General features: G+C 37.7%; 15 protein-coding genes and 1 other annotated feature. Of the genes, 2 read left to right on the forward strand and 13 right to left on the reverse strand.

What is annotated here, in order from left to right; translation table 11 throughout:
• The first annotated feature begins 297 nt into the window (after window positions 1-297).
• Window positions 298-1,020: a prepilin peptidase gene (locus BLT48_RS08810; RefSeq protein ID WP_089977314.1), complete on the forward strand. Its 723-nt coding sequence runs from the start codon at window positions 298-300 to the stop codon at window positions 1,018-1,020.
• Between the two features lie 126 nt (window positions 1,021-1,146).
• On the opposite strand, the gene BLT48_RS08815 is transcribed toward BLT48_RS08810, so the two are convergent.
• The 9 genes from BLT48_RS08815 to BLT48_RS08855 form a co-directional block, all read right to left on the reverse strand.
• Window positions 1,147-2,610, reverse strand: a complete 1,464-nt coding sequence (locus BLT48_RS08815) for an NAD-dependent succinate-semialdehyde dehydrogenase (protein ID WP_218123369.1) — start codon at window positions 2,608-2,610, stop codon at window positions 1,147-1,149.
• Between the two features lie 156 nt (window positions 2,611-2,766).
• The gene (gene rpoC, locus BLT48_RS08820) at window positions 2,767-6,387 is read right to left on the reverse strand and encodes a DNA-directed RNA polymerase subunit beta' (RefSeq protein ID WP_035020887.1); all 3,621 of its coding nucleotides are present in this window, start codon (window positions 6,385-6,387) and stop codon (window positions 2,767-2,769) included.
• A 167-nt stretch (window positions 6,388-6,554) separates the two neighbouring features.
• Window positions 6,555-10,121, reverse strand: coding sequence for a DNA-directed RNA polymerase subunit beta (gene rpoB / locus BLT48_RS08825; protein WP_035020888.1), 3,567 nt, complete (start codon window positions 10,119-10,121; stop codon window positions 6,555-6,557).
• Window positions 10,122-10,406: 285 nt separating this feature from the next.
• Window positions 10,407-11,021, reverse strand: a complete 615-nt coding sequence (locus BLT48_RS08830) for a class I SAM-dependent methyltransferase (protein WP_089977324.1) — start codon at window positions 11,019-11,021, stop codon at window positions 10,407-10,409.
• 132 nt (window positions 11,022-11,153) lie between these two features.
• Window positions 11,154-11,519, reverse strand: coding sequence for a 50S ribosomal protein L7/L12 (gene rplL / locus BLT48_RS08835; RefSeq protein ID WP_035020891.1), 366 nt, complete (start codon window positions 11,517-11,519; stop codon window positions 11,154-11,156).
• 71 nt (window positions 11,520-11,590) lie between these two features.
• Complete coding sequence (gene rplJ / locus BLT48_RS08840; protein ID WP_029276491.1) at window positions 11,591-12,091, reverse strand: 50S ribosomal protein L10; 501 nt, start codon at window positions 12,089-12,091, stop codon at window positions 11,591-11,593.
• Between the two features lie 61 nt (window positions 12,092-12,152).
• Window positions 12,153-12,280: a sequence feature (ribosomal protein L10 leader region), on the reverse strand.
• A gap of 51 nt (window positions 12,281-12,331) precedes the next feature.
• Entirely contained in the window at window positions 12,332-13,021 is a 690-nt protein-coding gene (gene rplA / locus BLT48_RS08845; RefSeq protein WP_035020893.1) for a 50S ribosomal protein L1, read from the reverse strand.
• Window positions 13,022-13,117: 96 nt separating this feature from the next.
• Window positions 13,118-13,543, reverse strand: coding sequence for a 50S ribosomal protein L11 (rplK, locus tag BLT48_RS08850; protein WP_013712049.1), 426 nt, complete (start codon window positions 13,541-13,543; stop codon window positions 13,118-13,120).
• A gap of 121 nt (window positions 13,544-13,664) precedes the next feature.
• Window positions 13,665-14,177, reverse strand: a complete 513-nt coding sequence (locus tag BLT48_RS08855) for a hypothetical protein (RefSeq protein WP_089977327.1) — start codon at window positions 14,175-14,177, stop codon at window positions 13,665-13,667.
• A gap of 106 nt (window positions 14,178-14,283) precedes the next feature.
• Between BLT48_RS08855 and BLT48_RS08860 the strand changes: the two genes are divergently transcribed.
• Window positions 14,284-15,054 carry an NRDE family protein gene (locus BLT48_RS08860; RefSeq protein ID WP_089977330.1) on the forward strand — a complete coding sequence of 257 codons (771 nt, stop codon included), beginning with the start codon at window positions 14,284-14,286 and terminating at the stop codon, window positions 15,052-15,054.
• 53 nt (window positions 15,055-15,107) lie between these two features.
• Here BLT48_RS08860 and BLT48_RS08865 read toward each other — a convergent pair whose 3' ends face one another.
• From BLT48_RS08865 to rpmG, 4 genes are all read right to left on the reverse strand, one after another.
• A complete protein-coding gene (locus tag BLT48_RS08865; RefSeq protein ID WP_089977333.1) occupies window positions 15,108-16,004 on the reverse strand; it encodes a glycine betaine ABC transporter substrate-binding protein in 897 nt (298 codons plus the stop codon).
• Window positions 16,005-16,359: 355 nt separating this feature from the next.
• On the reverse strand, window positions 16,360-16,899 hold the full coding sequence (gene nusG, locus BLT48_RS08870) for a transcription termination/antitermination protein NusG (RefSeq protein ID WP_407371964.1): 540 nt from the start codon (window positions 16,897-16,899) through the stop codon (window positions 16,360-16,362).
• A 189-nt stretch (window positions 16,900-17,088) separates the two neighbouring features.
• Entirely contained in the window at window positions 17,089-17,268 is a 180-nt protein-coding gene (gene secE, locus BLT48_RS08875) for a preprotein translocase subunit SecE (RefSeq protein WP_035020903.1), read from the reverse strand.
• 36 nt (window positions 17,269-17,304) lie between these two features.
• Entirely contained in the window at window positions 17,305-17,457 is a 153-nt protein-coding gene (rpmG, locus tag BLT48_RS08880) for a 50S ribosomal protein L33 (RefSeq protein WP_013712055.1), read from the reverse strand.
• Between the last annotated feature and the right edge of the window lie 40 nt (window positions 17,458-17,497).

Genomic DNA, 17,497 nt, shown 5'->3' on the forward strand with positions numbered 1-17,497 from the left:
GCGGTTCTTTTTTCAGCAAAAAAATAAGTGCTGCAAAACTGCAACCAACCAGTCTGTATAGTTTAAGGCCAATGTACCAGTCAGCACGACTGATAGACAGGAATCTGCGTACAAAAGCACCTTTTGAATCATAACATGGTCTGATTTTATTGTCAACAAGTTGAGTTGAAAATGCAAAAAATTTTTTTATCTCTTTAGCACTTTTACTAGTATACTCCTACTCTTTATTTTTTTAAAGCTTTCTTTCTTAATTAACATATATTTATTATTATAAGTCATACATTTGAGGTGAAAAAAATGCTGATAAGTAGCTTGTCTTTATTGATTTGGTTTACAGGGTGTTGTTTGGGCTCATTCTTTATGGTCATAGGATCGAGGGTGCCTATCCATCAATCCATTGTTTTTCCTCGTTCTCATTGTACAAATTGTCATCATACCTTATCGATTTTTGAATTGATTCCTATTTTATCTTACCTTATCCAAAAAGGAAGATGCCGTGATTGCCAACAAAAAATTTCTGTTTTTTATCCATTAGTAGAGCTTTTCATGGGATTTGTTTTCCTATTTATCTTTTTTACTCATCTATCTTTTCCAGCAGAAGGGGTATTCATTACAGGAATTGTTGCTTTCGGTCTCATCTTTATTATTTCTGATAGTTATTACCAACTTCTACCAAATAACTTGATGAGTCTGTTTTTTTTATGGATCTTTTTAGGTCGGTTGATTATTCACCCCTACCCGATTAGTTTTTATCTCTTTAGCGGATTAGGGTTTTTCAGTTTCTTTTACTTGGTTTATCACTTCTCTTCCACTCCTATAGGTGGTGGAGATGTGAAATTATTAGGAATCATTGCTTTATTACTGGGCTATCACTCAAGTATAGTTGCCCTTCTTTTCGCCTCTTTATCTGCTATTCTTGTGTACCTTCCCTTAATGTTCAGTAAAAAAATTTCTTATCACCATCCGATTCCATTTGCTCCCTTTATTTTTTTAGGAACTTTCATCGCTTACTGCTTGTAGCCCTATATAGAATTCATGCAAACTTGTCCATTCCAGAAGAAATTTTATTTTGAAGCAACCCACACCATGTTTGACATAAATCAAAAAAAGCTGAGGAAAACGTAATGCCTCAGCTTTTTGGTTTTCTTAATCTAAATACTTTGTATGAACAAATTTCACTTCTAAAAATTCTTGTATTCCATAACTTCCATTTTCACGACCAACTCCTGAGTGTTTCACTCCACCAAATGGTGCCTCAGAAGTCGAAATAGCTGTGTTATTAACACCGACTAAACCATATTCTAAAGCTTCACTGACTTTTTCAGCTCGTTTTAAATCCGATGTAAAGAAGTAAGAAGCTAAACCAAAGATGCTATCATTCGCCATTTTGATAACTTCTTCCTCATCGTCAAAATCAATCAACGGAATCACCGGACCGAACGTTTCTTCATAGAAAATAATCATCTGGGTAGTCACACCATCTAAGATCGTCGGCATATAAAAGTAGCCATTAGCGTAGTCTCCCTCAGTGAGTCTTTCGCCTCCTGCAAGCACAGTAGCTCCTTTAGCTTTTGCATCATCGACTTGAGCTTGGATTGTTTCGATCGCTTCTTCATTGATAAGCGGTCCTACCATGACATCCGTTAAACCATTACCGACTGTTACCTCTCCAACGGCCACTTCTAATTTTTCAATAAACTCTTTTTTTACGGCTTTACTCACAAAAATACGGTTCGGAGATGTACACGCTTGCCCATTATTTCTAAATTTCATAGCAACAAGCCCATCTACCGCTTGATCGATATCCGCATCATCAAAAATGATAAACGGAGCATGCCCTCCTAATTCAAACGAAATTTTCTTCATTGTTTGAGCAGATTGTTCATAGAGCATTTTCCCAACTTCAGTTGAGCCTGTGAAAGTTAGTTTCCTTACATCATCACTATCGGTTAGTGTCTTTCCAATTTCTTTTGATGGTCCGATAACGAGATTGGCTACTCCTGCTGGTAAGCCAACTTCATGGAAAATTTCAAAAATTGCAATAGGTGATAAAGGGGTACTGCTTGCAGGTTTTAAAATGACGGTACAGCCTGCTGCAATAGCCGGAGCGATTTTCCGTACAATCATATTTGACGGAAAGTTCCATGGAGTGATTGCTCCAACGACGCCAACCGGTTGTTTTTTCACTTCATATTTGTGTTGATTAGGAGCAGGGATTGTTTCTCCATAAATGCGTCGCGCTTCTTCTGCATTCCAATGTAGATTTTGAATATTTGTCAGGATTTCTCCTTTAGCTTCTTTTACTGGTTTCCCTTGTTCTAGAGTCATAATCAAGGCTAATTGATCTGCTTTTTCTTCAATCTTATCGGCAATTGCATGGATAAGTTTTACACGATCCGCCAGTTCCATACCTGACCATTTTGGAAAAGCTTCTTTAGCTGCTTGAATCGCTTTTAATGTTTCTGTTTCTCCACCTTGAGACACTTGTATCAGTTCTTCTTTAGTAGCTGGATTGTTGACCGCTTTTTTTTCTAACGATCCTTCGACCCATTGCCCGTTGATGTAAAGTCCCGTTTGAATTTTTGGTAATTTTGCTTGTGTGTTTGCCACTAAAATCACTCCTTCAAATTATGGTGTCTACTTCTTTTCATCGTTCACCTTAACATATCTTAAAAAAATTCTAAACTATTTGCTCTTCTCCCATTCCCTACAAAAGAGTACAAAAAAAAGAGCTCCTCATATAAATATGAAGAGCTCTTTCTTATGTTATTTAGGTTCCACTTGATCATTGATGCTGTAAACATTTTCACTTACAACGCCAACGCCTTTAGGTTTCATTTTACGGTATTTAGCCATTCCAGTACCAGCTGGAATTACTTTACCAATGATAACATTTTCTTTCAATCCTAATAAAGGATCACGTTTTCCACGAATCGCAGCATCCGTTAAGACACGTGTTGTTTCTTGGAATGATGCAGCAGATAAGAAACTATTTGTTTCAAGGGAAGCTTTTGTAATTCCAAGCAATACAGGACGAGCTGTTGCAGGAATCCCGCCAGATACCAATGTCTCAAAGTTTTTATCTGTGTAGTCATGAATGTCAATTAATGTACCTGGTAAAATATCTGTTTCACCCGGATCCATTACACGTACTTTACGTAACATTTGACGTACCATTACTTCGATATGTTTGTCTCCGATTTCTACCCCTTGCATACGGTATACTTTTTGTACTTCACGTAACAAGTAGTTTTCAACTGCAAGTACATCACGTACACGTAACAATTCTTTAGGATCAATCGAACCTTGGTCTAATGCTTCACCACGGTGGATAATATCTCCTTCTGCAACTCTCATACGTGCCGTAAATGGAACTTGATAAGAACGAGTATCCGTTTCTCCCTTGATCGTAACTTCTTTTGTACGAGCAGCTGGATTTTCATCAATTGAGATGATTTCCCCAGTAACTTCAGTAATCACAGCTTGACCTTTAGGGTGACGAGCTTCAAAAATTTCTTGAATACGAGGAAGCCCTTGAGTAATATCATCTCCGGCAACCCCACCTGTATGGAACGTACGCATTGTTAATTGAGTACCGGGCTCTCCGATTGATTGAGCGGCAATTGTTCCAACTGCTTCTCCCACTTCAACCTCAGAACCTGTTGCTAAGTTACGGCCATAACAATGTTTACATACACCATGTTTGGTATTACATGTAAACACGGAACGAATCGTTACTTCTTCGATACCAACAGCAATAATTTCTCTGGCAATGTCTTCAGTAATGATTTGGTTTTCACCAATGATCACTGTTCCATCTTCAGGGTTAAAGACTGTTTTACGAGTGTAACGTCCTAGTAAACGTTCTTCAAGCGGTTCAATAACTTCATTTCCTTCTTTGATCGCATAAATCACTAGTCCACGGTCAGAACCACAGTCTGTTTCACGAATGATAACATCTTGTGCAACGTCAACTAAACGACGAGTCAAGTAACCTGAGTCAGCTGTTTTCAAGGCTGTATCGGTCATCCCTTTACGAGCTCCATGGGTAGAGATAAACATTTCTAAGACAGACAATCCTTCACGGAAGTTAGAAGTAACCGGCAATTCCATGATCTGACCATTCGGTGCAGCCATCAATCCACGCATACCAGCAAGCTGAGTAAAGTTGGAAATGTTACCACGGGCACCTGAGTCACTCATCATAAAGATTGGGTTAAGGTCATTCAAACTTTCCATTAACTTGATTTGAATGTGGTCTTTTGTTTTGTTCCAGATATCAATAACACGTTCATAACGTTCTTCATCCGTAATTAAACCACGACGGAATTGTTTCGTTACTTTTTCAACTTGTAAGTGAGCATTATCCAGAATTTCTTGTTTTTCTTCTAATACTACGATATCGGCAATACCAACTGTAATACCAGCTTTTGTAGAATATTTGTATCCTAGATCTTTCATTCTGTCTAGCATTTTAGACGTTTCAGTAATCTTGAATCGTTTGAATACTTCAGCAATGATATTTCCAAGATTTTTCTTCTTGAATGGTTTAACTAATTCCTGCGCTTGAATATGTGCAAGAACGTCTATACCCGGTTCAACAAAATAGCTGTCTGGAGTTTGAACTTCCAAGTTGCTTTGTGTTGGTTCATTCATATACGGGAATTCATTTGGCATGATATCGTTAAAGATCAATTTACCAACAGTCGTAATCATTAATTTCTCTTTTTGCCATTCAGTAAATGGTTTATTTGGAATATCAGTTGGTTTGATTGCGATTCTAGAGTGCAAATGAACGTATCCGCTTTGGTAAGCAAGCATTGCTTCATTCAAACTACTAAATTGCATACCTTCGCCTTCACGTCCTTCTTCTTCCATAGTCAGGTAGTAGTTACCTAAGACCATATCTTGAGAAGGTGTTACAACTGGTTTACCATCTTTAGGATTCAAGATGTTTTGTGCAGCCAGCATCAACATACGAGCTTCAGCTTGCGCTTCGTCACTTAACGGTACATGGACAGCCATTTGGTCACCATCGAAATCGGCATTATAAGCTTCACACACTAATGGGTGAAGACGGATAGCTTTACCTTCAACAAGAACAGGTTCAAATGCTTGAATCCCTAATCTGTGTAAAGTAGGTGCCCGGTTCAATAGTACTGGATGTTCACGAATCACTTCTTCTAAAATTGGCCAAATAGCGTCATCTTGACGATCAATTTTACGTTTAGCATTTTTAATATTGCTTGCGATGTCGCGTTCAACTAATTCTTTCATTACAAATGGTTTGAACAATTCAATAGCCATTTGTTTTGGTAAACCACATTGGTACATTTTCAAGAACGGTCCAACAACGATAACTGAACGTCCTGAATAATCGACACGTTTACCTAGTAAGTTCTGACGGAAACGTCCTTGTTTCCCTTTAAGCATGTGTGACAATGATTTCAATGGACGGTTACCTGGTCCAGTAACTGGACGGCCACGACGACCATTATCGATCAATGCATCTACTGCTTCTTGTAGCATACGTTTTTCATTTTGCACAATAATATTCGGTGCATTTAAATCTAATAAACGTTTCAAACGGTTGTTACGGTTGATTACACGACGGTACAAGTCATTTAAATCACTTGTAGCGAAACGTCCACCTTCTAATTGAACCATTGGACGAATTTCTGGTGGAATAATAGGAACAACATCCATAACCATCCATGAAGGTTGGTTACCAGAATTACGGAATGCTTCTAAAATGTCTAAACGACGAATCGCACGTGTCCGTTTTTGACCAGTAGTTGTTTTTAAGACTTCTTTTAATTCTTCCACTTCTTGATCCAATTTAACATCATTCAAGAGTTGTTTAACCGCTTCTGCTCCCATTTCGGCATTAAATTCATTGCCGTATTGTTCGCGCTTTTCGCGGTACTCTCTTTCAGTTAATAATTGTTTCTTTTCTAATGGTGTACTTCCTGGTTCAGTTACTACATATGAAGCGAAGTAAATGATTTCTTCAAGAGCACGAGGACTCATATCTAACACAAGACCCATACGACTTGGAATACCTTTGAAGTACCAAATATGAGAAACTGGTGCTGCTAATTCAATATGACCCATACGTTCACGACGTACTTTTGAGCGTGTAACTTCTACTCCACAACGGTCACAAACAATTCCTTTATAACGAATACGTTTGTATTTTCCACAAGCACATTCCCAGTCTTTTGAAGGACCAAAAATACGTTCACAGAACAAACCATCACGTTCAGGTTTTAAGGTACGGTAGTTAATGGTTTCAGGTTTTTTTACTTCACCATAAGACCAACTGCGGATTTTATCTGGAGAAGCCAAACCAATTTGCATGCTTTCAAAATTATTAACGTCTATCAAGGGGCTAACCTCCCTTTATTTTTGTTGAGCTGCCCTACCTGCTCTAATGTTTTATTTATAGATAGTGGTATCTATCTTTGGTTGTCATTTGTTGAACGTCTTTAAAATGGATGCTCGAAAGGCCAAATAAGTATCATTCACTTAATGGCCAATCGAAAACACCAGTCTTAGTCTTCTTTTAACCGTTCTTGTTCAGCTGCTTCAGTGCGAATTTTTTCTTGTTCTTCAGCATATTTATTTAACGCATCCGGATTCACGATGTCATCATCGTCATCCATATCGCGTAGTTCAATTGCTTCATCATTTTCGTTTAACACTTTCATGTCTAAACCTAATGATTGTAGTTCTTTTACTAATACGCGGAATGATTCTGGAACACCTGGTTTTGGAATTTTTTCGCCTTTGACGATTGCTTCGTATGTTTTCACACGACCAACAACATCATCAGATTTGTAAGTTAAGATTTCTTGTAACGTATAAGCTGCCCCATATGCTTCAAGAGCCCAAACTTCCATCTCTCCAAAACGTTGTCCACCGAATTGAGCTTTACCACCCAATGGTTGTTGTGTAACTAATGAGTAAGGTCCTGTTGAACGAGCATGTAATTTATCATCGACCATGTGGGCCAATTTAATCATGTACATAACCCCAACTGAAATACGGTTGTCAAACGGTTCCCCAGTACGACCATCATATAAAACAGTTTTTGCATCAGCAGCCATTCCAGCTTCTCTAACGGTATCCCATACATCTTCATCGGATGCTCCATCAAATACTGGTGTTGCAATGTGGATACCCAATTGACGAGCAGCCATACCAATGTGTAATTCTAATACTTGCCCAATATTCATACGTGATGGTACCCCTAATGGGTTCAACATGATGTCAACTGGTGTTCCGTCAGGCATAAATGGCATATCTTCTTCCGGCATGATTAAAGAGACAACCCCTTTGTTACCATGACGTCCGGCCATTTTATCCCCTTCGTTGATTTTACGTTTTTGAACAATGTAAACACGAACTAACATGTTTACACCTGGTGATAATTCATCTCCAGCTTCACGAGTAAAGATTTTCACATCATGAACTGTTCCGCCGCCACCATGTGGCACACGAAGAGAAGTATCTCTAACTTCACGAGCTTTTTCACCAAAGATTGCATGCAATAGACGTTCTTCAGCTGATAATTCTGTTACCCCTTTAGGAGTTACTTTACCAACTAATAAATCGCCGTCTTTTACTTCAGCACCAATACGGATAATTCCCATTTCGTCTAGATCTTTCAAAGCGTCGTCTCCAACGTTTGGAAGTTCACGTGTGATTTCTTCAGGTCCAAGTTTTGTATCACGTGCTTCTGATTCAAATTCTTCAATATGAATAGAAGTGTATACATCATCTTTAACTAAACGTTCACTCATGATAATGGCATCCTCATAGTTGTACCCTTCCCATGTCATGAAGGCTACTAATGGGTTTTGTCCTAATGCCATTTCGCCATTTTCCATAGAAGAACCATCTGCTAAGATTTCGCCTTTTTCTACGCGGTCGCCTTTTTCTACGATTGGGCGTTGGTTGTAACAAGTACCTGAATTTGAACGACGGAATTTTGTTACAGCATATTTATTTAAAGCACCGTTTTCTTGACGTACACGAATTTGATCTGCATCTACGTATTCAACGATACCATCATTTTTACAAATCAATGCAGCTCCAGAATCTCGAGCAGCTACGTGTTCCATACCCGTTCCTACTAGTGGACCTTGAGGGTGGATCAACGGAACAGCTTGACGTTGCATGTTTGCTCCCATAAGAGCACGGTTACTATCATCATTTTCCAAGAAAGGAATACAAGCTGTCGCAACGGCTACTACTTGTTTAGGAGAAACGTCCATATAATCAACGCGACTAATAGGAACTTCTAAGTTTTCTTCCACATAACGAGCAAGTACAATATCATTTGCAAATGTGCCGTCTTCATTCAATGGAGCATTTGCTTGGGCAACAACATAGTTATCTTCTTCATCGGCTGTTAGGTAATCAATTTGATCCGTAACAAGACCTGTTTCGCGGTTTACACGACGATAAGGAGTTTCAATGAAACCAAATTTATTTACTTTAGCATAACTTGATAGACTGTTGATCAATCCAATGTTTGGACCTTCTGGTGTTTCAATCGGACACATACGGCCATAATGGGAATAATGCACATCACGTACTTCATATCCAGCTCGGTCCCTAGTTAAACCACCGGGTCCTAAGGCAGATAGACGACGTTTATGTGTTAACTCACCTAATGGGTTTGTTTGGTCCATGAATTGAGACAATTGAGAAGAACCAAAGAATTCTTTGATTGATGCTACAACCGGACGAATGTTGATCAATTGTTGCGGTGTAACAGTAGCCATATCTTGGATAGACATACGTTCACGAACCACACGTTCCATACGAGATAACCCAATACGGAATTGATTTTGCAACAATTCACCTACTGAACGAATACGACGGTTTCCTAAATGGTCAATATCGTCTACGTTACCGATACCTTCTTGTAAGTTAAAGAAATAACTCATAGAAGCTAAAATATCAGCTGGTGTTGCATTTTTAGTTTCGTCTGCAATTACTTTATTTCCAATCATATTTACAACACGTTCTGGGTCTCTTTGAGAAAAGACTTTTACAACTTGTAATTCTACAGGTTCTGGAACGACACTGTCATCTGATGGGTAATACGTAACACTGTTTAAACCATCATTTAGATATGGTGTTAATTTATCAATTTGATCACGGTCTAAAAATGTACCTGATTCAACGATGATTTCGCCTGTTTCAGGATCAACTAAAGTTTCAGCTAAAGTTTGATTGAACAAACGTGTTACTAAGTTTAATTTTTTGTTGACTTTGTAACGACCAACATTTGCTAAGTCGTAACGTTTTGGATCGAAGAAGCGCGCTGTTAACAAGCTTCTTGAGCTGTCAGCCGTTTTAGGCTCACCTGGACGTAGACGTTCATAAACATCTTTCAATGCTTCTTCTGTACGTGAATCTCCAGCATTTTTATGCAAATCTTTTTCCATTGTTAAACGAAGACTTTCGTTATCTCCAAAGATTTCAAGAATTTGGTCATCTGATCCAAAACCTAATGCACGAACCAATACAGTTAAAGGTATTTTACGTGTACGGTCTATACGAACATAAGAAAGGTCTTTTGCGTCAGTTTCGAATTCAAGCCATGCTCCACGGTTTGGAATAAGTGTTGATCCGAATCCTTCTTTTCCATTTTTATCCAATTTACCATGGAAATAAACACCAGGTGAACGGACTAATTGAGATACGATTACTCGTTCTGCTCCGTTGATAACAAAAGTTCCCATTTCTGTCATTAGTGGGAAATCACCGAAGAAGACTTCTTGTTCTTTCACTTCTCCACTCTCTTTGTTGATCAAACGTAACTTAACATAAATCGGTGCTGAATAGTTTGCGTCATGTGAACGAGCTTCTTCAACGGAATATTTAGGTTCTTGCAATTGGTAATCTGTAAATTCTAATGATAGATTTCCAGCAAAGTCATCGATTGGAGAAATATCTTTAAACATTTCACGTAATCCTTCATCTAAGAACCATTGGTAAGAATCAGTTTGAATTTCAATTAAATTTGGAAGCTCTAAAACCTCATGGATACGTGAAAAACTTCTACGTGTACGGTGCTTACCGTAATTTACTAAATGGCCTGCCAACCTGTTCACCCCTCAAACTGTTTTTAGTGTGGTCACTTCAAACAAATCAATACATTTCATTCATGTTACATTTATTAAAAATAAGTAACAAGTTGAAAGTTTGCTTATTTTTTGACAAAAAAAAACCAAAAGATTCGTGAACTTTTAAAATAAAAATCCATTTCTTTTGTTTTCTTCTTCAAACCTGCTCTGGACAATATTTCAGAACAAATTTTTCTTCTTTAAGACACACTATATGCATTAGATTATTTTACATTATTTAAGTGTAAAAGTCAAGGAGATTAATTAATTCTCTTCTTCTTTAAAACTTTGAATAATCCAATAACCTTTATCTTTAACGACCACTTTAGCATTGCCGAATGTCTCTTCCATTTTTGCTTGCGCACTTGGTGCACCTTGTTTCTTTTGAATTACGATTGTTAACGTTCCGCCTTTTTTAAGCAGGTCAAAAGCACCTGTTAAAATACCATGTACCACTTTTTTTCCAGCTCGAATAGGAGGATTGCTAACAATGGCCGCAAACAATTTGCCTTCTACAGATTCATAGACATCCGAAGTATGAATCAGTACATTGGATAATCGGTTATTCGATGCGTTTTGCTTAGCTAATCCCAATGCTCGTTCATTTACATCAACCATTTCTACTTTACGATTAGGATCTTCTTTCGCTAAGGCTAATCCCATCGGGCCATATCCACATCCTACATCTAAAATATCGCCATCTATTATTTCAGAGAATTCAAGCGTTTCTATCAATAGTCGAGAACCGAAATCCACTGTTTTTTTTGAAAATACTCCTGCATCTGTGACAAATTTAAACTCATTGCCACGCAGCGTATATGTCCAAGCTGCTGTTTCACTGGCAATTTTGGGATTGTTCGAAAAATAATGATCTGTCATGTGCGTTCCTCCTCAATTATCTTTATTTTATTGTCTGAACAACTCATTGTCATTCCAGAAATCTTATATTAAAGAGAAAAAAGACACGCAGCAAAAACTGCGTGTCTTTTTTAAAGCTTAGTAGAGTTAAAATTATTTAACTTCTACAGAAGCTCCAGCTGCTTCTAAAGCTTCTTTCAAAGCTTCAGCATCTTCTTTAGAAATGTTTTCTTTGATTGCTGCTGGTGCTCCATCAACTAATCCTTTAGCTTCTTTCAAGCCAAGGCCTGTAGCTTCACGTACAGCTTTGATAACTTTAATTTTTGAGTCTCCAGCAGAAGTTAATTCTACTGTAAATTCAGTTTGTTCAGCTGCTGCTGAGTCTCCAGCTCCTGCTGCTGCTACTGGAGCTGCTGCAGTTACGCCAAATTCTTCTTCGATTGCTTTTACTAAGTCGTTTAATTCTAAAATCGTTGATTCTTTCAAGTCAGCAACGATTTGTTCAATGTTTAATGCCATTGTTGGTTTCCTCCATTATTGGTTAGTTTTTTTTGTTCAACTTGCTTTATTTTCAAGAAAAAACAGCTTGATTAAGCTACTTCTTCTTTTGATTCTGCAACTGCTTTGATAGCAAGTGCAGTATTGCGAACTGGTGCTTGAAGTACAGATAACAACATTGACAACAAACCATCGCGGTCTGGTAATGTTGCAAGAGCATTGATCTCAGTAGCTGAAGAAACGCGTCCTTCAATTACGCCACCTTTGATTTCTAATGCCGCTGCGCCTTTAGCAAATTCAGCGATAATTTTTGCAGGTGCTACAACGTCATCATTACTGAATGCGATAGCTGTAGGTCCTTTGAAAACATCGTCCATTCCTTCTAAACCTGCTGCTTCTGCTGCACGGCTTAAAACTGAATTTTTGATAACTTTCATTTGAATTCCTGCATCACGTAATTGCTTACGTAAATTAGTCACTTCTTCAACAGTTAATCCACGGTAGTCCATTACAACTACTGAAGCTGCTTCTTTAAATTTAGTTGATGCTAAATCAACTAGTTCTTGTTTTTTTGCGATTGCTGCTTGACTCATTAATTTTTCACCTCCTGATCGATTGGCTAGAATTTTTTGTTTTCAACAACTAACTAAGCTCATTAAAACGCAAAAAACTCTATGTCACCTTAGACATAGAGGGATAATTGTATGCTTTCACATATTCATCCTCGGCAGGGAATTAAGGCATCAGCCACCTACTGTCTTCGGTAATATTTCTCAACCTAGACGATTTTAACAATTCCCATCGTCTAGGTCAAGACTTTTAATAATTATTTATTAAAACGATCCTGCATCAACTTTAACACCAGGTCCAAAAGTAGTAGTTACTGTAATGTTCTTGATGTATTCGCCTTTAGCAGTTGAAGGTTTAACTCTCAACATTGTATCGTTGATTGTTCTGAAGTTTTCAACTAATTTAGCATTGTCAAATGATACTTTACCGATTGGAGCATGAACATTTCCTGCTTTGTCAACACGGTAAGTAACTTTACCAGCTTTAATTTCATTGATTGCTTTAGTAACATCCATTGTAACAGTACCTGTTTTAGGGTTTGGCATTAGGCCTTTAGGTCCTAAAACACGTCCAAGACGACCAACTTCAGCCATCATGTCTGGAGTTGCAACAACAACGTCGAAATCAAACCATCCGCCATTGATTTTTTGAACTAATTCAGCTTCTCCTACGTAATCTGCTCCAGCAGCTTCAGCTTCTTTAGCTTTTTCACCTTTAGCAAATACTAATACTTTTTGAGTTTTCCCTGTTCCATTTGGAAGAACAACTGCTCCACGAATTTGTTGATCAGCTTTCTTAGGGTCAACGCCAAGTCTATAAGCAACTTCTACAGTTGCATCGAATTTAGCGTAGTCAACGTCTTTAATTAATGCTACAGCTTCTTCTAAAGAATAAGCTTTTAAAACATCAACTTTTTCAGCCGCTGCTAAATATTGTTTACTTTTTTTAGCCATAATTTTTTCCTCCTTGATTGTGGTTATAACGGTTTTACCTCCCACTTAATCCTTATGCTATTACGCATAAGGGATACTGAGAAGCGGAATATAGAATTAACCTTCTACGGTGAATCCCATGCTTCGTGCAGTACCTTCGATCATTAACATAGCAGAGTCAACGTCAGATGCGTTTAAATCAGCCATTTTTGTTTCAGCAATTTCTCTAACTTGGTCGCGAGTTACTTTTGCAACTTTTTTAGTGTTTGGTTCACCAGAACCAGATTCAACACCAGCAGCTTTTTTAAGTAAAACAGCAGCAGGTGGAGTTTTTGTAATAAATGTAAATGAACGATCTTCATATACAGAAATAACAACGGGAGTGATTAATCCGTTTAACTCAGCAGTACGAGCATTGAATTCTTTACAGAATCCCATGATATTGATTTGTGCTTGTCCTAAAGCTGGACCTACGGGTGGAGCTGGAGTTGCTTTCCCTGCAGGAATTTGCAATTTAACTAATTTAACTACTTTTTTAGCCACGTGACATACCTCCTTGATTGAGTCCGTGATGTGGTTAATGGGGTTAATATTTCCCCTCCCACATTTGACGCATACGTAAAACGTACCAAAATACTATACCATTCAAAAAACTGTTTTGCAACTACTTTTTGAACTTATTTGTCTTTTTCACTCGAGAACGGTAAATAGCTGGTTCCTCTGCTGGTTCGTTTGAAATTGGTTCTCTTTTTTCTTCTATCGAAACTTGAGTAGTCTTCTTTGCCTTTTTTCTCTTTTTAATACGAGTATATATACTATAAAACACACCCATTACGAGGGCATAAATAGCGAAAAAGACTATAAATCCCCATAAACCCATCGCAGCATCTGCAAACTCCATATTTCCTCTATTCGTAATGGCTTGTTGGATTTCAATAGCAAAGACCAACACGGTCATCACTGTAAACGTGAAAACAAACGAAAGGATCGTAGCACTAAATTTCATTTTTTCAATAATCTTAATGACAAGATAAACCGCTAAAAAGAGCAGAATGCCGATAATACCCATAACCCAAAAATGCAAGGATTTATCCGTCATACTCATTCCAAACAACTGATTGAGAACATCGTGCACCTCATTTACAATAGCTGCCAGTACTAGAATAAGTTCTTTCATTACTCATCACCTGCTTATTTCATTTTTTCTTATTATAACATAGGCTGGTTGTTTTTCTTAACCCATTCTTTAGCGTATAATTGTAAATAAAGTAGGTGAATCTATTATGTGCCTAATTGCCCTTCAACTTCACGAACACCCCCTTTACAAAATGATTCTGGTTGCTAACCGGGACGAGGCCTATACACGTCCGACTGCAGCTGCCGGTTTTTGGAAGGATTATCCTCAAGTTTTAGCTGGTAGAGATTTGTTACAAATGGGAACTTGGTTAGGCATTACGAAAGAAGGACGCTTTGCAGCTTTAACGAATAGCTACGATTCTACTTTTAGCGTTCCAGAAAATCCTGTTTCAAGAGGTCAAATCGTGCGTGATTATTTAACGACTACTCAATCTGCATTAGACTTTTTAGCCTATCTACAAGATAAACGCTTAGACTACGCAGGTTTCAACTTATTACTAGGCGATATCGACCACCTTTGGCATTTCAATAATCATACGAATCAAGTAAACTCTCTCAGATCCGGGATACACGGTTTAAGCAACGCTAGTTTGAATGATCCATGGCCAAAAGTGCTAAAAGTAAAATCTCATCTCCAACAACTTCATTTAAAAAGTACGTTCCTTGACCCAAACGAATTGTTAACAGCTTTTATGGATACCAGCTTACCCTCAGGAAAAGACGCCATACTCACTAGCACTACTTCTTTACATCTAGAACAAGAAACTCCTCCAATTTTTATCAAGACTCCGGAATACGGAACAGTCTCCACAACTGTTTTATTAGTTGATCATAAGAATAATGTTACGTTTATCGAACGCAGTTACACTAAAGAAGGCATTACTGGAGAAGCAAACTACTCATTTAAAATTCACTAACAAAAAAACTCGGTCCGCTTTATTAACTAAACGGACCGAGTCTTACTGTTTCCCTATTCTTTTGGTTCTAATTCTTCAATAGAGTCAATATCCATATAACTAGGAACAACTAACCCATTTTTAGCACCCGTTAAGTTCTCACCTAAATCAACGATATTATCCTGGTGCTTTTCATAAAAAGATGCATGTGTCGTTGGCAACCATGGCGCAAGCGATGCATCTGCTGACCCATTTGCAATTGCTTCAAACAAAACTGCAGGATCAACATCTGTTACGGTGACTTCGTAGCCTTGTTGCTCTAATACAGCTTTTGCTACAAGACTGGATGCTCTTTCAGTATCCCACGGCGTTGATACAAGTTCGATTTCTTCCCCGTCTACTTTTTCAGCACCTTCAACCCACATTTCTACTTTATCTTTATTCGCTTCCACCCAATTCGCCGCAGACTCTTCAAAAGAACTTTCTTGTGCTTCAAACATTACAGCTTCCATATCTTCTACTTCCCATTGAAAAGCATCAAGAATTTTGTAGGCATTAGGCATTTCTGCTTCAAAATCTACCCTCGCAATAGTATGAATACTCTCGACATCCCCCATAGTTCCCTTTGGATCTTCTAAGTATTTTAAATCATATTCTGAAAACATCCAATGCGGTGCCCATCCGGTAAAAATAATAGGTTCTTCATTAGCGATGGCTTGATCCAACAACGTTAGCATGCCACCAGTTGAACTTTCTTCAAGTTCCCAGCCTGCTAGATTTTCATATCCCTCTAAAGTTTGATGTGCCATCCCAGTTATTCCCGCTCCAGGTTCAATACCCGTAATAGTATAATCCACTTGTTCGCTCACCGTCTCATTGGTACTATTTTCTGTTTCGTTACCACCCGCACATCCACCTAGCGTTAACACAGTAGATAATCCTAAAATGATTCCAATCGATTTTACATTCATCATATTTCCTCCATTTATATTAAAAGCATCTCGCTTTTTTTATTCGGCCAATTTTCAGTTCTTAGCACCCTTACTTTAGGCACAGATAAGAACATTAATTTACACGTAATTCATTAGTATAACCGACAACCTTATATACAATAAGTACTCCTATACTTTTCAGAAATCAATAAATCAATCGCTAATTTGCATACATTGTAATCTTAAGGCCTCCTCTTTTGAGAGTTGGTCATCGCTTTTTCATAGCCATTAACAACCTACCATGAATGCTTTCGAGATTCAAATCGACAAAAAAAGAGTTAAGACAGTTACTGTCTTAACTCTTGTTCCATTCTATTTTATGATGCTTATCAACTTATAGCTTATCTGCTTGCTCAAAATCTAATTCAGTACTTGTTTCGCGACCAAACATTTCAACATTCACTTTAAGTTTTGCTTTTTCTAATTCAATTTCAGTAATTTTACCTGTAAGCCCACTAAATGCACCTTCAATAATCGTTACGGTTTCGCCAACTTCAAAATTGATCTCTTGATGACGAGCACTCATTCCAATACGACGTAAAATAACTTCTATTTCAGAATTTAAAAGCGGTGCTGGTTTACTACCTGCTCCATGAGAACCTACAAACCCGGTCACACCTGGCGTATTACGAACAACGTACCAAGAATCATCAGACATGATCATTTCAACTAAGACATATCCAGGGAATGTTTTTTTCATATTTGTTTTTTCTTTGCCGTTTTTCACTTCTTTTTCTTCTTCTTCAGGGATAACTACTCGGAAAATATAATCCCCCATACCCATACTGTTTGCTCTAGACTCGATATTTTGCTTTACTTTGTTTTCATATCCAGAATATGTGTGTAGCACATACCACTGTTTTGCACTTTCTATTTCTTCCACGCGTATCACTCCTATTCATTTTTGTTCTTAGTTATTTTCGATATTGGCTAGTTGGCTCATTTGTTTTTAAACATACAAAAAAACCTTCATTTGCTTTTAAAGAAGGTTTTGTGCATTTATTCATGGGTTCATTATACCATCATGCAAAGCTTCATGCCAGTGGTTTCTTTCTCAGACCTCTTATAAAACAAAATCTAAGAGTGCATCTATCCCAAAGTCAACAACCGCAAAGAAAAGAACAAATAATAGACAGACGACAAAAACAGTCAACGTATATTTTCTAAGTTCTTTACCAGTAGGCCATGTGACTGCTTTGATTTCTTGACGTACACCGCCAAAAAAGTTTTTTATTTTCTTCATGTTTATTCCCTCCAAATTGGTATCGAGACTTCTTTTTTACTTCGTTTCACGATGTAATGTATGTTGATTGCAGTATTTACAGAATTTTTTTACTTCTAAGCGTTCTGTGCGATTTCCTTCATTTACTTTTTTAGAATAATTTCTAGATCCACAAACAGAACAAGCTAAAGATGTTTTTTTTCCACTCATTTTTTCACCTATTCTCTCTATTATACGGACGAATGACATC

It is taken from the genome of Carnobacterium viridans (assembly GCF_900102725.1).
Lineage (GTDB): Bacteria > Bacillota > Bacilli > Lactobacillales > Carnobacteriaceae > Carnobacterium_B > Carnobacterium_B viridans.

Coding starts and splice junctions, on each gene's coding strand:
- secE (WP_035020903.1), bottom strand. CDS start 17,268: ATGAAGAAAATAAAAAACTTTTTTGGCGGTGTACGTCAAGAAATCAAA.
- BLT48_RS08810 (WP_089977314.1), top strand. CDS start 298: ATGCTGATAAGTAGCTTGTCTTTATTGATTTGGTTTACAGGGTGTTGT.
- BLT48_RS08865 (WP_089977333.1), bottom strand. CDS start 16,004: ATGAATGTAAAATCGATTGGAATCATTTTAGGATTATCTACTGTGTTA.
- BLT48_RS08860 (WP_089977330.1), top strand. CDS start 14,284: ATGTGCCTAATTGCCCTTCAACTTCACGAACACCCCCTTTACAAAATG.
- BLT48_RS08830 (WP_089977324.1), bottom strand. CDS start 11,021: ATGACAGATCATTATTTTTCGAACAATCCCAAAATTGCCAGTGAAACA.
- BLT48_RS08855 (WP_089977327.1), bottom strand. CDS start 14,177: ATGAAAGAACTTATTCTAGTACTGGCAGCTATTGTAAATGAGGTGCAC.
- rplA (WP_035020893.1), bottom strand. CDS start 13,021: ATGGCTAAAAAAAGTAAACAATATTTAGCAGCGGCTGAAAAAGTTGAT.
- rplL (WP_035020891.1), bottom strand. CDS start 11,519: ATGGCATTAAACATTGAACAAATCGTTGCTGACTTGAAAGAATCAACG.
- rplJ (WP_029276491.1), bottom strand. CDS start 12,091: ATGAGTCAAGCAGCAATCGCAAAAAAACAAGAACTAGTTGATTTAGCA.
- rpmG (WP_013712055.1), bottom strand. CDS start 17,457: ATGAGTGGAAAAAAAACATCTTTAGCTTGTTCTGTTTGTGGATCTAGA.